Below are 14,491 nucleotides of genomic sequence, written 5' to 3'. Positions count from 1 at the left end.
GCTATCGACCGGCCGGCAGGGCACGGTGGGCGGCACGGAGGAGGAAGGCTGTCACGATCGTCGCGCCCGCCGATCCGGCCATGACGATTCTCGCGATCCAAGGCCCATAACTGATTGCCGCCACACAGCCGAGCGTCACAAGGACGCCGACAGCGAACAGCATCACAGCCGCCCTGCCGATTCCTGCGGTCTTCCCACGCAGAACCTGCTGGGAGGCGAACAGCAGGCCGAGGCCCGCCAGCCCGGGAACGGCGCCCACCACGCAGATCATCAACAGATACGGCGAGTCGAGACCGGACACGATCACTCGGGACGAGCAGGCCAGCAGCACCGCTCCGAGCGCACACCCGGCCGCACCCGCAGCCCACATTGCTCGCCGCGCCTTGGAATCGGCGACATCCGGCGCTCGGACGTCATCGACCCGGTCCATCTGAAACCCCCACGGCAGCGCGATCAGCGACAGGGGCGTAGCCATTGCCCCACATCCGACCGTACCGGCCTACGGTGAACCCGTGGAGGCACCGAGATGATCGAAATCCCCGAGGCTTTCGCGCACGAGACCATCGGACGCGAAGGTGAACCGGGCCGCGCCTGGATCACCTCACTCCCCCAACTGCTCGATGATCTGCTGCAACGCTGGTCCTGCAGACCGGACGGGCCACTGATGCACGGAAATGTCGGGGTCGTGCTGCCCGTCGTCCACACAGACCATCCGCCTGCGGTCATCAAGGTGTCCTTTCCCCACCCCGGCAACGACTTCGAGGCCGACGCCTTCGACACGTGGAACGGCGCGGGCGCGGTGCGGCTGTTCGAACGTGACACCGCGCACTACGCGATGTTGCTGGAGCGCGCCCCGGGCGGAGCGCTGTCCGAGGTAACCGACTTCGACGAAGCCGTGACCGCCCTGGGTGAACTGTCGTGGCGGCTGGCCGTCGAAGCCCCACCGACTCTGCCGCGCCTGAGCCGCTTGGTCGCCGCATGGCCGGACGAAATAGCGTCTGCCGCAGCAGAAGTGGGCAATCCACTGCCTTGTCACGTCATGGGTGCCGCTCTTGCCACTCTGCGAGAGCTCGGCCCGAACCAACCCGAGACGCTCGTCCATGGCGATCTCCACGACGCCAATGTCCTGCGCGGCGACCGAGAGCCCTGGCTGGCGATCGACCCCAAGGGTTACGTCGGTGACCGTGCCTACGACACGATCACCGTGATCCGCAGCTACCGGTTCGCTCCCCTGCTGTTCAGTGCCGACCCGGCGCGTGGCCTCCGTCGCGGCCTCGACATGTATTGCGAGGCAGCCCGGATCGATCGTGAACGGGCACGCCGGTGGGCGCAGGTGCGAGCGGTGAGAGCCGCGCTGTGGGGACGACAGCACGGTGAACCGGACTGGGTCGTACAGGTCACCGACCGGCTCGCCGAGATGCTCGTCTGATCTCGGCGCAGCCCTTCGCATGGTCGGCGGGTACTACACAGCCGCCTTCGCGACCGTGAGCGTGCACTGCCCGTTGTCGCAGGAACGGCGGAGTCGCCCCCGGGAGAGGGTTTGAGCGAGGCCGATGGCCCAGCACATCGGGCATCCACGCAGCGCGACGAGGCCGACGGGTAGCAACAGCAGGCTGATCGCACCGATGAGGGGTAGCAGGGCGATCGAGCCGATCAGCGCGCCGAAGCCTAGGAGCCCGCGCGTCAGGTGGCGGGGCAGTGACGCGCTGGCGAAGTCGGGTCGGTCAGACATTCTTCCCTCCGGGAGGTGGATCGGACTGGAGTGCTTGGCGCACCGACGCGCGGGCACGGTGCAGGCGCGATTTCATCGCGGTGGTGCTGAGGCCGAGCGTGTCCGCGACGATGCGTCCGCTGAGGCCCTGGATATCGCGCATGATCAGGACCTGGCGCTGGTCGTCGGGCAGCGTGGCGACGGCGGCCGCCACCCTCGCCGCTTCCAGGCGACGCAGCACTTCGTCCTCGGCAGAGGCTGTCACAGTGACTTCCGTCGGTGGGTGCTGCGGCCTGATCCGCGCCCGCCGCAGGCACTCGTTGCGCACGATCCGGAACATCCACGACGCCAGCGCTCCCGACGCCCGCAGCATCCCGATCTTGCGATACAGGATGATGAGGGCTTCCTGAGCCGCGTCCTCGGCGTCTTCCGGTGTGGCACAGAGCGTTCGGGCGAAGCGCTGGATGTTCGGGTAGGAACCCGACACCAGCGCGGCGATCGAATCCATGTCCCCGTCGCGGGCGGAGATGATCAGTTCCGCGGCAGGCCAGCGCGAGTCAGTCACGCCCGGCCCGTTTGCGGCGCAGGGCGTACACGCACGTGCACATCAACACCAGGCCGACGACGATTCCGGTTCCGATGATCACAACAACCTCCGTTTCGTCCCCGCACCGTGCGCGGACACCTATAAGAGGTGCGAGACGCGGAAAAGGATTCACGGCCGTTTCGCGGTGACGATCCACGCTCGCGAATCGAACAGCACGCCCCGGTCGGTCTCGTGCGCGGCGAGCACCTCGCGCAGCCGTGCGCGAGCCTGCTCGCCTTCGGCCGGTTCGAGGCTGTCGAGATAGGCACGGAAGCCGGTGAGCAGACGCAGGTTGCTGTAGGCGGCAGCACCGTCGGCACCCAGGTACACCGGCTCGTGCACCTCACTGAAGCCGATATCGACGAAACCCGCTGCGGTCAGCACGGATTCGGTGACCGAGGGTTCGGCCAGCGAGAACGGTCCCGGCCCCGGCTTCGCCATCGACGCGACGAGATCGCTGTGGAACACCGTCACCCACTCGTTGTGCTCACTCCCTTGCCACACCATCACCACCAACCGCCCACCCGGCCGCAATGCTCGCCCGATATTGCGGAACGCCGCAACGGGATCGGCGAAGAACATCGCCCCGAACCGGCTGATACACAGATCGAACGACCCGGCGGCGAAGGGATGGACCTGAGCATCGGCGACCTCGAACCCGACATTGCCCACCCCTTCCTCCACACTGATCCGCCGAGCCTGTCCGACCATCACCTCCGACACGTCGACCCCGAGCACCTCCCCCTCCACAGCGACCCGCGCCGCCTCCCGCGTCGTACCGCCGGCGCCACACCCGATATCGAGCACCCGATCCCGCACCCCCACCCCCGCCGCCGCCCGCAGATGCACATTGTGCAACCGCAACTCGGCGTCGTAATCGAACAGTTCCATCCCGACCTCCACCGAATGTGCGTTTGGCACCATCACACCACCCGCGTCCGACACCTGCGACCATCACCAGCGAGTTCGCCGTCGACCGCCCGCGCTGCCCGCGAATCGACGTGACAGTGGGGGCGGGAGCGGCGAGGATGGGGCGATGTCGACACGGGAGTTGATCGTCCTCGGGACGGCGGGGGCGGTGCCGACTCGTCGCCGCAATCACAACGGGTATCTGTTGCGGTGGGATGGGCGGGGTGTGCTGTTCGACCCGGGTGAGGGGACGCAGCGGCAGATGGCGCATGCGGGGGCTTCGGCCACCGAATTGCACTGGTTGTGTGTGACCCATTTCCATGGGGATCATTCGCTCGGCGTGCCGGGGATCGTGCAGCGGCTGGGGCGCGACGGCGTTCCGCACGATGTGCACGCCGTGTTCCCGGCCGAGGGCATCGAGTACTGGGAGCGGCTGAAGTTCGCGACGAGCTACTACGGTTCGCCCAGTCTCGTCGAACACCCGGTGAGCGGTGCGGGAGAAACGTTGCAGGGCAATGGTTTCAGCCTGACCGCCCGGCCGCTGTCGCACAGCATCCCCACCTACGGATACCGTCTGGCCGAACCGGACGGTCGCACATTCCTGCCCGAGAAATTGCGCGAACACGGCATCTCCGGTGCCGCCGTGCGGGAGCTGTCGGGCCCGTTGCTCGAGGAGTGTTCGGCGCCGAGGCCGGGACAGAAGGTCGCCTTCGTGATGGATACCCGCCTGTGCGACAACGTCTTCGAGCTGGCGGCCGATGTGGACATGCTCATCATCGAATCCACCTTCCTGGATTCGGAAACCGAGCAGGCGCACGAACGCGGGCATCTCACCGCCCGTCAGGCGGGCGAAGTCGCCCGTGCCTGTGCGGTGAGGACACTTGTGCTCACCCACTTCTCGGAGCGCTACACCGCGGCCGACGATCGAACGTTCCTGGAGCAGGCCGACTTCCCCGGCGCCGTCCTCGCCCACGATCTCGATCGCATCCCCCTTCCGGCCCGCCGCACTCCATGAACGGCGGATCCGGAAGGCGGTCCGGCTAGAAGCTGCCGGTCGACGGCATCGAGCTCGGTACGTTCACGGTGACCAGTTCGGAGAACGCGAACTCGGCACCGTTGACGCACCCACCGCGCGCGGTGATCGTGGAACCGGGCTCGAGCCCCTCGAGCGAGGTGGTGACCGTTTCGCCCGCATCGGCCAGCGACTCCGGCGAACCGTTACCGAAGAAGGCGTGGTTGTTCTCGGGTCCGATCCCGGCCTCGGCCCAGCACTGTCCCCGGTCGTTCGGGTTGTGCAGGGTGGCGGTGACGGTGCCCGCGGCGGTGCCGGTGAAGGTCACCTGCGGGGCGACGAACGGCGTCGCCGCACCGGCGGGTGCAATGGACCCGAAGGCCACGGTGGCCGAGGCGGCCAGTACGAAAGCTGCGGAAATTCGTCTGTTCATCACACGTTTGATGGTGCCGCACAACAGTTTTCGGCACAAGGAAACCGCTGCCACCACAACTGGGGTCTGGCCGTGCCGGAAATCTCGTTGGCAGCGCGGGCGCGGATCGGTATCGTCGCTGAGGTGTATACAGGCACCGCGATGATGAAGCCCTGGTCGCTCCGCTGACGGCGGCGACCGGCATTCCATCCCTCTTCTGACGCCGCCGTCCCGGGTCATCCGCCGGGCGGTTTCCTTGCGCTGCCCGGCTCCTTTCTCGAGCCGCGGAGTTCTCTGTGCCTATTTCTCCTTCCCTGCCTGCCGGGGCGCATGCCCACCTGCGGGCAGCATCCATCCACGTCACGCTCGGTTCACGCCCGGTGCTGACCGACGTCTCCGTCACCGTCTCCGCACGTTCGCGCTTGGCGATCGTCGGCGAGAACGGGCGTGGCAAGACCACCTTGCTGCATGTTCTCGCCGGTCTGCTGAAACCTGACAGCGGTTCGGTCAGCCGCGTCGGCACCGTCGGCGTCGCCGAGCAGAACATCACCGTTCGCGCGGGCGAGACGGTCGGCGATCTGGTGGCCGAAACCATCGAACCGGCCCAGCGTGCCCTACGCGATCTGGACGCCGCCACCCTGCTGCTCACCGAGGACGCACCGGGCGCCGACGACGCCTACGCCGCGGCCCTGGATGCCGCGACCAGACTCGACGCCTGGGACGCCGAACGGCGTGTCGACATCGCCCTGGCCGCCTTGAACGCCTGCACCGACCGATCCCGCCCGCTGTCGACGTTGTCTGTGGGACAACGCTATCGGGTCCGCCTGGCCTGCCTGCTCGGCGCGACCAACGACATCCTGCTCCTGGACGAACCGACGAACCACCTCGACCGCGCGGGCCTCGACTTCCTCACCGACCGCCTGCGTGCCCACCCCGGCGGCCTCGTCGTCGTCAGCCACGACCGCACCCTGCTGCGCGCGGTCGCCGAGGAGTTCCTCGATCTCGACCCGAGCCCCGACGGCCGCCCCCAGCTTTTCGCCGGTGGCTATGCCGGTTGGCAGGAGGGCAGGCGCCGTGCTCGAGACCGGTGGGAACACGACTACCAAGAACAACTCGCCGAGCGCGCACGACTGAGGGAGGCGGTGGACGGTGCCCGAGACCGGCTCAGCACCGGGTGGCGCCCGGACAAGGGCCACGGCAAGCATCAGCGTCAATCACGAGCCCCCGGCCTGGTCCAGATGCTGAAACGCCGTCAGTCGGACCTCGACGCCCACACCATCACGATTCCCGAACCCCCACTGCACCTGCGCTTTCCGGAACTCCCGGTACGCCGAGGAACACCGGCGCTGCGGTGCGAAGGCATCACCGTCCCCGGCCGCCTGAACGCCCCGATCGACCTGACTCTCGAAGCAGGCGACCGCCTCCTGATCACCGGCCCCAACGGCGCGGGCAAATCCACCTTGCTCACCGTGCTGGTCGGCGCACTCACCCCGGTGACGGGAACCGTCCACCAGCACAGTTCCGCCCGCATCGCGCTGCTCGGCCAGGAAGTCCCCGACTGGGACCTCACCGCCACCGCCCACGACATCTATGGACGGCACACCCGACACCTCGACAACCCGCTCCCGCTCAACGCCACCGGTCTCCTGGAGAAACAAACCTCCCGCACTCCGGTCGGCCGCCTCTCCCAAGGCCAGCAACGCCGCCTCCACCTCGCCATCGAACTGGCCGCCCGACCGACGGTCCTGCTCTGTGACGAACCGACCAACCACCTCTCGACCACCCTGGTAGACGACCTCACCACCGCCCTGTCCACAACCCCCGCCACCGTCGTCGTCGCCACCCACGACCGCCGAATGCTCTCCGACTTGACCGACTGGCCCCGCCTCACGCTGTCGGCGTGAACACCACCCTCCGCGTCCTATGCGCGGACAGTTGCGGCTTTCCGTGGACGAGCGGAGCGGGATTGATCAGTCCGGGCCAGACGGATTCCCGTGCCCAACAACCAGATCGCCACGCCCATCTGGAACGGGAACAGGATGGAGTAGTCGATGTCGCGGGTGAGGACCACCAGCGGCCCCGCGAAGGAACTGACCACGCCGGAGATCAGCGCGATCGCGCCGAGGATCCACGCGGCGGTGGTTCGCGCCTCGCGGGCGACGGCGATCGCGAGCGCGGCGGTGGTGAGACCGAGGGCCGGCGAGGCGAGCACCTGCATCGTCATATGGAAGTCGAGTATCGGGGTGTGGGCGTGGTTGCGCAGGTCGTCGGCCTCGGATGCCGCTGCCACGTGCGGAATCAACTCGAGCCCCGCGAAGGCCGTGCCGACTGCCGCCAGGGTGAGCCATTTCGCGACCGCCTCGCCGAACACGCCGTCTCGCCGGGCGAGTACGTACATCGTCGCGGCGAGGAGCAGCCCGACCATCTGCAGCAGGTGGGACGCATTCCAGAGATCGCTGGTGAACATCGAGAGCAGGTGATCGTCGACGTTGCCGCCGGAACCGATCGGATGCAGCTGACCACCCACCCCGAAAAGGACGGCAGCAACGACGAAGCCCAGCGGCCTGGCGACGTTGCTGATCGACAGCGCCGACGAGGGCGCCGACGTGGAGCGCGCGACCGCCGAACTGATTGCCGGAAAAGACGATCCACGTGCGCAACTACGCGCGTTGGCCGGCTTCGACCGCCGGCTCTTCGAGTCCGCGGGCGACGTGTTGCGCATCATGATCGAGGGATCGCGCCAGCACGCCGCACTGGCCGACGCGTACCGCATGGGTCGCGACCGTGGCGACCAGGTGCGCCGCGAGGTCTACGAGGCCTGGCCGCAGAGCGTCTGGCGACCGGATATGACCGCGGCACATGCCCTCGACGTCGCCGCGGCCCTCTGCTCTATCGATACCTTCGATGTGTTGCGCGGGGAACGCGGGTGGACACCCGATCAGATCGAAAGCTGGTGGGCCACCACATTGGGTGAGTTGTTCTTCGGATCGACGCACGGGCGGTAACGGGCGCCCGAGCCTCGCGACGCCTTTTCAGTGGGGCAGTTTCGTGGCGATGCCGTCGAGTAAGCAGTCCAGCCCGAAACGGAACTGCCACTCGGCGGTGTCCTGATTGGACCCGCCCACGAGGTAGTCGACCAGGTGGGGGTGGCGGCCGGTGGCGGTGAGTTCGGCCATGTAGGGGTGGTAGGCGCTGCGGACGTCGTCGTCGCTGGTCCAGCCGCGGCGCGCCATCGACTGGCGTTGGGCGACCTCTGCGGCGGCCGCGCCGTGGGTGAAGGCGGTGACGCCCGCGAGCATCGCCATCTTCGCGTCGACGTCGGCATCGACAGTGTCCATGGAGGCGAGGACCTGCTCGGCGATATCGGCCATGCGCGGGGTGAGTACGCCGGGCAGGCGCGCGAAGATCTGCACGAGCCAGGGGTGACGCAAGGTGATCTCGCGGACCTGTTCGGCGTAGGCCCCCAACGTTTCCCGCCAGTCGCCCGCCGTTGCGGACAAGGTGATGTCGGCGTGGACCGCGTCGACCATCAATTCGAAGAGGTCGTCTTTGCCGGAGATGTAGCGGTAGGGCGCCATCGCGGTGACGCCGAGGTGCTCGGCGAGTTTGCGCATGGACAGGGCGTCGAGACCGTGCAGGTCGGCCATTTCGACGGCGGCGGCCGCGAGGCGGTCATGGCTCAGCGGAGCGCGTTGCCCGGCGGGCGACCGACCGAGTCGCTCCCAGATCGTCCCATCCGCTTTCGCCAAGGCTCACTCCTTCGGGGTCGCTGTCCGGCCCACCCTAACAGTCTTGTGTACACCGCAATCTTGAGTCTACGTTGTATACACAGTCTACGATGCACACAGGAGTTGGGCATGTCGATCGAACCCGCCACCACCCTGGAGAAGGGACCTCCCGCCCGGGTATTCGCCGCGATGAGCGGGCTGGTCATCGCCTTCCTCGTCGCCAATCTCGACTTCACCATCGTCGGCACCGCGCTGCCCGCCATCGCGGGTGAACTGGGCGGGCTCGCGGATCTGTCGCTGGTCGTCACCTCGTTCTCGCTCACCACGGCGGTGACCACACCGATCTGGGGCAAATTCGGCGACCTCTACGACCGCAAGAACGTCTTCATCGCCGCGTTCACGATCTTCCTGATCGGGTCCGCGTTGTGCGGGGCGGCGCGGAACATGCCGCAGATCATCGGGTTTCGCGCGCTTCAGGGGCTGGGTGCGGGTGGGTTGCTCGTCGGCGGGATAGCGATCGTCGGCGTGCTGTTCCCGCCGCGACAGCGGGCGAAGGTGCAGGGGCTGATGGCGATCATCATGCCGCTCGCCATCGTGAGCGGGCCGCTGATCGGCGGGTGGTGCGCCGACAGCATCGGGTGGCGGTGGGCGTTCTACCTGAACCTGCCGCTCGGCGCGGTGGCCTTGATCCTGCTGGCGACGCAGCTGCGGTTGCCGCCGAGCACCCGGGATTCCGGGCGCGTGGACGTGGTCGGGATGGCGGCGCTCAGCGTGTGCATCGTCGGTATCACCGTGCTCGCCTCGGCAGGCGGCCGCACGTGGGCGTGGGCCTCGCTTCCGGTGCTGCTGCTGTCGCTGGTCACGACTGTCGGTGCGGTGTTCTTTCTGCGCTGGGAGCGGCGGGCGAGCGATCCTGTTGTTCCGCCGCAGCTGCTCGGCCACCGAAATTTCACGATCGCCGTGGTGCTCGGATTCCTCAGCGGCCTGGTGATGTTCGGCGCGGTGACGTTCCTTCCGCTCTATCAGCAGATCGCGCAGGGTCGTTCGGCCACCGGATCCGGGGTGCTGATGCTGCCGTTGCTCGGCGGGATGCTGGTCGTCGCTCCCCTGGTCGGGGCGGCGGTGTCGAGGAGCGGGCGGTTCCGGGTGTATCCGGTCGTCGGCGCGGCGGCGATGACCCTCGGCATGGCTGTGCTGGCGTCACTGGACGTCGACAGCGGATGGTTGCCGGTGGTCGCCGGCATGCTGGCGACGGGTGCGGGCATGGGGTGTTTCATGCAGCTCACCGTTGTCATCGCGCAGAACAGTGTCGGCCTCGACGACATCGGCGCGGCCGTCGCCACCGCCATGCTGGCCCGCAATCTCGGTAATTCCCTGGGCATTTCCCTGCTCGGCGCACTCTACGCACGCCACGTGACCGGGCTGCCCGACCTCGAGCACACCGATCTCACGACCCTGCCCGAACCGGTCCGCGACGCTCTGCGCGCCCCGGTCACCGCGGGCGTCACCGACGCCTTCCTGGCCGCGAGTCTGTGCGCTGCCCTCGCCTTCGTCGTCGCCTGCTTCCTGCGCGACGACTTCACCGATATGGAGCAACGATGAACCACCCCGATCTCGCCGGTATCGTCCTCACCCGCCACCAGGCCGACGACCCCGAACACCAGCGATCCGTGGCGGCCCGGCTCGCCGATCGCGACCTGCCACCCGGACTGGCCGCCCTCACCGTTCTCCTCGACCTGCGCGGCACCGCCGTACTCACCCAGGAACTCTGGACGACCCCACCCGCTGCCACCACCGTGTTCCGCCCCCGCCACAACCTGATCTTCGACCCCGACGGCACCCCCGGCTGCACGGTCGTCACCACCTTCACCTTCCCGACCGACCGCGATGCCACCATCTGGACCGACCTCCTCGCCGAAGCACTTCGCTCCCACCCCGTCGAAGGCCTCCTCGCCCAGCACCTCTCGACGCACGGCGATTCGGTCCTCAACTGCTCAGACTGGACCGCCCCGGAAGCGCATCAGGCCTTCATCGAGAACAGCCCGGACACAGCCGCATGGCACCGAGTGAGCGACTATCCCGGCCTCACCCACGGTCCCGGCGCACGCTGTCGCATCTACTACCCCGGCGAGTTCTGATCGAAGACGCTGTGGGACAGAGTGTGCGACGGTCTCGGCGCAGAGGCCGGCATGCGGGAAGGAATGGTGCTCAGCCGACGTGGCGGCGCAGCCAGGTGACTTCGGCGCCGGTGCAGTCGGTGCCCTGACGGAAGGCTTCGAGGTCTTCGTCCCAGGCGGTGCCGAGAGCGCGGTCGATTTCGGCGCCGAGGTCGAAGGTGCTCAGTTCGGTGGCGGCTTGGAGGAGGGCGCGTAATCGCATTTCGCCGAGCATCACGTCGCCGTTGGCGCCGGTGGAGCCGTGCCAGAGGCCGAGGGCGGGGACGAAACTGTAGCGTTCGCCGTCCACGCCTTCGCTGGGGTCCTCGGTGACTTCGAACCGCAGGACCGGCCAGGCGCGCAATGATTGGGCTATCCGGGCGGCGGTTCCGACGGGGCCGATCCAGTCGCCGCTGGCGCGCAGCTGTCCGTCGGCGGGCTGCGCGGTCCAGCGCAGTTTCGCCGGCGTGGAAAGCGCGGTGGACAGTGCCCATTCGATGTGCGGGCACAACGCGGCGGGCGAGGAGTGGATGTAGACCACACCTGCCGTCGCGTCAGCGAACTGACTCGATGCGCGCACTACCAACACCTCCAGCCTCGACAAGGAGCGTCTTCCCCAACGGTCCGTCGGACTGGTGTGGTGCGAGTGTAGGCGAAGTGAGCGATGTTGCGGGTGTTACCTCACTGCGTGTTATGTGTCTCTGCGATCACGGAATCACTAAATTTCGGCCACGCGGTTCTTGCCCAGTCGCCGAAATTCTCGTCGCTCAAACCGATCGTGGCTACCCCTATTTCGGGGTCGACCCACAGGAACGTCCCGGACTGACCGAAGTGCCCGTAGGTGCGCGGCGAATTGGAATGACCGGTCCAGTGCGGGGTTTTCCCGTCGCGGATTTCGAAGCCGAGACCCCAGTCGTTGGGCCGCTGAGAGCCGTATCCGGGCAGCACTCCGTCACGGTCGGGGAATTGCACGGAGGTGGCCTCGTCGAGCGTTTGCCGAGATATCAATTCGGGTGTCAGCAACTCGGTGGCGAATAGCGTCAGGTCACGAAGGCTCGCGCGTCCCGCATGCCCCGCCGACCCTTCCAGAACCGCGTCGCGCATGCCAAGTGGTTCGAATACCGCCTCGTGCAGATAGTCCGGAAAGTGGATGCCCGTGCTTTCGGTGAGGAAATCGGCGAGTAGTTCGAATCCGGCACTCGAGTAGATGCGTCGGGCACCCGGTTTCGCGATCACTTCCGGTGTGGCGAAGGCCACACCGGAAGTGTGGGCCAGCAGATGCCGCACGGTCGATCCGGGCGGGCCCGCGGGCTGATCCAGTTCGATCGCACCTTCCTCGACGGCGACCAGGGCCGCGTAGGCGACGAGAGGCTTGGTGACCGAAGCCAACCGGAACACCCGGTCGAGTTCACCGGTGGTGTCGACCCCGTCGACGGTGACCACGGCGGCCGCGGCGTGCGCCACCGGCCACTGCTGAACCTGCTCCAACGAACGCATATCCGGCAGCGTAGCTACGATCGACGACACCATGAGTCCCGCACCATCAGTTCACGGCGACGTGGCGGCCGGTTTCGGCCCTGTCGCCGATGCCTTCCGCCGCAATTTCACCGCCCACGGCGAGATCGGCGGCGCCGTCGCGGTCTACGCGGGCGGCAAACCGCTGGTCGACCTGTGGGCGGGCCATCGCGACCGCGCGCATGCGGTTCCCTGGGAGCGCGACACGATCGTCCCGGTGTTCTCGTCCTCGAAGGGCATGTCGGCGTTCACCATCGCCACCGCCGTCTCGCGCGGACCCCTCGACTACGACGCCCCGGTCGCGAAGTACTGGCCGGAGTTCGCCGCGCACGGCAAGGACCGGATCACCGTGCGCCAGCTGATCGACCACCAGGCCGGCCTGTCGGGCCTGGACCGGATCGTGAAGCTGAGCGAACTCGGTGACCGCGAGAGCCTGGCCGACCTGCTCGCCGCTCAGAAGCCGATGTGGGAACCGGGCACCCGGCACGGCTACCACGCGCTGACTCTCGGCCTCTACCAGAGCGAATTGCTGCGCCGCGTGGATCCGGCGGGGCGCAGTCTCGGTCGTTTCTTCGCCGAGGAGATCGCGGCACCGGTGGGCGCCGACCTGTTCATCGGGCTGCCCGAAGACGAGTCCCTGGACCGCGTCGCCCAGCTGTCGGCGACCAAGGGCTTCGACATCCTGCGCTACGAACTCGCCGACATCCCGCTGCGTATCGGTGCGGAGGTGTACGCCAAACGTGGGCATTCGTATGCGGCGCTGACCAATCCGCGCCCCGGCGCGCCCGCCCGCGCCACTCGTCGCGAATTCCTCGGCATCGAATGGCCCGGAATGAACGGCGTCGGCAACGCCCGCGCCCTGGCCCGCGTCTACGGCGCGGCGGCCGGACGCACCGGTGCGCTCCCCCTCAGCGACGACGTCCTCGACCTGCTCGCCGCCCCGACCGTCGACTCCGTCCCCGCCGCCGACCTGGTTCTGCACACCAAGAGCCGCTACCACCTGGGTTTCCGCAAATCGCGCGGAAGTTTCCGCTTCGGCTCCGACAAACGCGCCTACGGCACGACCGGCCTCGGAGGCTCCTTCGGATTCGCCGACCCCACAACAGGTCTCGGCTTCGGCTACACCATGAACCGTCTCGGCATGGCCATCCTCGACGACGTCCGCAGCCGCAACCTCCGCACCGCCGTCCTCGACTGCGCCACACGCTGAACCTGGACAGACGATCACCACGCTCTGGTGGCGGCATCGGTCGAGAGCCGAACGCCACGAGAGCGTGGTGATCTTGATCGCGAGGACCCGTTAGTGGGCGGAGACCCCGTTGATCTCGTTGGGCGCGGCGGGGAGGGTGACCGACTGGGTGATCTTGCCCTCGGCGAGGTCGACGCGGTGGACCTGCTTGGTCGCCGGTTCGGTGACGTAGGCGATGCCGTCACGGACGTAGAGCGTCGGGCGCGCGTCCTGCCATTCGAGCGGTTCCTGCCAGGCACCGGTCACCGGGATCGTGCGGGTGACCGCGCCCGCGACCGGGTCGATGACGTGGAGCTTGCCGTCGGTACCGAGCACGAGCGCCTCACCCTGCGGGCCGCGGCCCAGCGAACGGAAGGAGTAGCTGGTGCCGATGTCGACCAGGCGCAGGCTGCCGTCGGCGGTGTTCACCAGCGAGATCTTGGTCGGCCGTTCGAGTTCGGCCTCCTTGTCCTGCTTGTAGTCACCGAGCACGATCGGGGAGGCTTCGCTGCCCGACATGTTGCCGATGCGGCCGTAGGGGGTCGGGCTGGTCACCTTGGTGATCTTGCCGTCGCGGTAGACCACGGCACCGGTCTGGCAGCCGACCACCACGGCCTCGTTCTGGGCGGTGGCCTCACCGTGGACACCGGGGCAGTCCTCGTTGCGGGCGATCTCCTTGCGGTCCTTGTCTAGTGCGACGAGACCCACCCGCGCATCCTCGGTCCCGAGGGTGACCAGCAGGTTCCCGGTGCTCAGCTCGACGGCGACACCGTGGTGGGCGGCGGCCGCCTTGTACACCTCGGTGGGCTTGCCGCCGTCGATCTTGTCGGTGTCGACGACGGTCACCTCACCGGTTCCGTCGGCGAACAGCACGGTCTTGCCCGCGTGCCGCACGACGTGGCCGGGCTTGCTCGCGGCGTACTCGGTGCCGGTGAATTCCGCCTTGTCGGCGTCGAACACCCGGAAGCTGTCCTTGACGGTCACCATCAGGTGGTCGTCGTCGCCCGCGGGGTTGAGCCGGTTGAAGCCCTCGAGCTTCACCTCGCCTTCCTGGGCGAGCGTCAGGCCGTCGAGGACGTAGATGCCGCCGTCGTAGGTGAGGGCGATCGGTTCGGCGCCCGGGGCGTGGTCGTGGGTTTCGGCGTCGTCGCTGCCGCAACCGCTGAGCGCTACCACCGAGGCGAGCGCCCCGGACATGGCCACCATCGTGGTGGCCCGTGACCGACTGTGCATG

The 14,491-nt window shown here is 67.8% G+C and carries 17 protein-coding genes; 7 read left to right on the top strand and 10 right to left on the bottom strand.

Annotated elements, in window-relative coordinates; genetic code table 11:
- Nucleotide 1 precedes the first annotated feature (1 nt).
- Nucleotides 2–475 (bottom strand): hypothetical protein, encoded by a 474-nt coding sequence (locus ACWEVR_RS25920; protein ID WP_452469078.1) that lies wholly within the window; start codon nt 473–475, stop codon nt 2–4.
- 51 nt (nt 476–526) lie between these two features.
- Between ACWEVR_RS25920 and ACWEVR_RS25915 the strand changes: the two genes are divergently transcribed.
- A complete protein-coding gene (locus ACWEVR_RS25915; RefSeq protein ID WP_452469077.1) occupies nt 527–1,429 on the top strand; it encodes an aminoglycoside phosphotransferase family protein in 903 nt (300 codons plus the stop codon).
- Nucleotides 1,430–1,462: 33 nt separating this feature from the next.
- Here ACWEVR_RS25915 and ACWEVR_RS25910 read toward each other — a convergent pair whose 3' ends face one another.
- From ACWEVR_RS25910 to ACWEVR_RS25900, 3 genes are all read right to left on the bottom strand, one after another.
- The gene (locus tag ACWEVR_RS25910) at nt 1,463–1,732 is read right to left on the bottom strand and encodes a hypothetical protein (protein WP_452469076.1); all 270 of its coding nucleotides are present in this window, start codon (nt 1,730–1,732) and stop codon (nt 1,463–1,465) included.
- A complete protein-coding gene (locus ACWEVR_RS25905) occupies nt 1,725–2,276 on the bottom strand; it encodes an RNA polymerase sigma factor (protein WP_452469075.1) in 552 nt (183 codons plus the stop codon). Before ACWEVR_RS25905 ends, ACWEVR_RS25910 begins: the two co-directional genes overlap by 8 nt.
- Before the next feature lie 150 nt (nt 2,277–2,426).
- Complete coding sequence (locus tag ACWEVR_RS25900; protein ID WP_452469074.1) at nt 2,427–3,188, bottom strand: class I SAM-dependent methyltransferase; 762 nt, start codon at nt 3,186–3,188, stop codon at nt 2,427–2,429.
- Nucleotides 3,189–3,333: 145 nt separating this feature from the next.
- Between ACWEVR_RS25900 and ACWEVR_RS25895 the strand changes: the two genes are divergently transcribed.
- Complete coding sequence (locus ACWEVR_RS25895; protein WP_452469073.1) at nt 3,334–4,221, top strand: ribonuclease Z; 888 nt, start codon at nt 3,334–3,336, stop codon at nt 4,219–4,221.
- A 25-nt stretch (nt 4,222–4,246) separates the two neighbouring features.
- On the opposite strand, the gene ACWEVR_RS25890 is transcribed toward ACWEVR_RS25895, so the two are convergent.
- Complete coding sequence (locus ACWEVR_RS25890) at nt 4,247–4,651, bottom strand: hypothetical protein (RefSeq protein WP_157105051.1); 405 nt, start codon at nt 4,649–4,651, stop codon at nt 4,247–4,249.
- A 275-nt stretch (nt 4,652–4,926) separates the two neighbouring features.
- On the opposite strand from ACWEVR_RS25890, the gene ACWEVR_RS25885 reads away from it, so the two are divergent.
- Nucleotides 4,927–6,534 carry an ABC-F family ATP-binding cassette domain-containing protein gene (locus ACWEVR_RS25885; protein ID WP_452469072.1) on the top strand — a complete coding sequence of 536 codons (1,608 nt, stop codon included), beginning with the start codon at nt 4,927–4,929 and terminating at the stop codon, nt 6,532–6,534.
- A 17-nt stretch (nt 6,535–6,551) separates the two neighbouring features.
- Here ACWEVR_RS25885 and ACWEVR_RS25880 read toward each other — a convergent pair whose 3' ends face one another.
- Nucleotides 6,552–7,157, bottom strand: a complete 606-nt coding sequence (locus tag ACWEVR_RS25880) for a hypothetical protein (protein ID WP_452469071.1) — start codon at nt 7,155–7,157, stop codon at nt 6,552–6,554.
- Nucleotides 7,158–7,203: 46 nt separating this feature from the next.
- Here ACWEVR_RS25880 and ACWEVR_RS25875 point away from each other — a divergent pair, with 46 nt between their 5' ends.
- On the top strand, nt 7,204–7,635 hold the full coding sequence (locus ACWEVR_RS25875) for a hypothetical protein (RefSeq protein WP_452469070.1): 432 nt from the start codon (nt 7,204–7,206) through the stop codon (nt 7,633–7,635).
- A 27-nt stretch (nt 7,636–7,662) separates the two neighbouring features.
- Here ACWEVR_RS25875 and ACWEVR_RS25870 read toward each other — a convergent pair whose 3' ends face one another.
- On the bottom strand, nt 7,663–8,379 hold the full coding sequence (locus tag ACWEVR_RS25870; RefSeq protein ID WP_452469069.1) for a TetR/AcrR family transcriptional regulator: 717 nt from the start codon (nt 8,377–8,379) through the stop codon (nt 7,663–7,665).
- A 108-nt stretch (nt 8,380–8,487) separates the two neighbouring features.
- On the opposite strand from ACWEVR_RS25870, the gene ACWEVR_RS25865 reads away from it, so the two are divergent.
- Both ACWEVR_RS25865 and ACWEVR_RS25860 read left to right on the top strand, forming a co-directional pair.
- Complete coding sequence (locus tag ACWEVR_RS25865; protein WP_452469068.1) at nt 8,488–9,960, top strand: MFS transporter; 1,473 nt, start codon at nt 8,488–8,490, stop codon at nt 9,958–9,960.
- On the top strand, nt 9,957–10,496 hold the full coding sequence (locus tag ACWEVR_RS25860; protein WP_452469067.1) for a hypothetical protein: 540 nt from the start codon (nt 9,957–9,959) through the stop codon (nt 10,494–10,496). Before ACWEVR_RS25865 ends, ACWEVR_RS25860 begins: the two co-directional genes overlap by 4 nt.
- A 70-nt stretch (nt 10,497–10,566) precedes the next feature.
- Here ACWEVR_RS25860 and ACWEVR_RS25855 read toward each other — a convergent pair whose 3' ends face one another.
- Nucleotides 10,567–11,094 carry a DUF3145 domain-containing protein gene (locus ACWEVR_RS25855; protein WP_067487208.1) on the bottom strand — a complete coding sequence of 176 codons (528 nt, stop codon included), beginning with the start codon at nt 11,092–11,094 and terminating at the stop codon, nt 10,567–10,569.
- 101 nt (nt 11,095–11,195) lie between these two features.
- A complete protein-coding gene (locus tag ACWEVR_RS25850; protein WP_357151690.1) occupies nt 11,196–12,011 on the bottom strand; it encodes a serine hydrolase domain-containing protein in 816 nt (271 codons plus the stop codon).
- A 31-nt stretch (nt 12,012–12,042) separates the two neighbouring features.
- On the opposite strand from ACWEVR_RS25850, the gene ACWEVR_RS25845 reads away from it, so the two are divergent.
- Complete coding sequence (locus ACWEVR_RS25845; RefSeq protein WP_452469066.1) at nt 12,043–13,239, top strand: serine hydrolase domain-containing protein; 1,197 nt, start codon at nt 12,043–12,045, stop codon at nt 13,237–13,239.
- Between the two features lie 90 nt (nt 13,240–13,329).
- On the opposite strand, the gene aztD is transcribed toward ACWEVR_RS25845, so the two are convergent.
- Nucleotides 13,330–14,490, bottom strand: coding sequence for a zinc metallochaperone AztD (gene aztD / locus ACWEVR_RS25840; RefSeq protein ID WP_452469065.1), 1,161 nt, complete (start codon nt 14,488–14,490; stop codon nt 13,330–13,332).
- Nucleotide 14,491 lies beyond the last annotated feature (1 nt).

Source organism: Nocardia sp. NPDC003979, from assembly GCF_053605015.1.
This window is presented reverse-complemented; position numbering and strand designations above follow the sequence as displayed.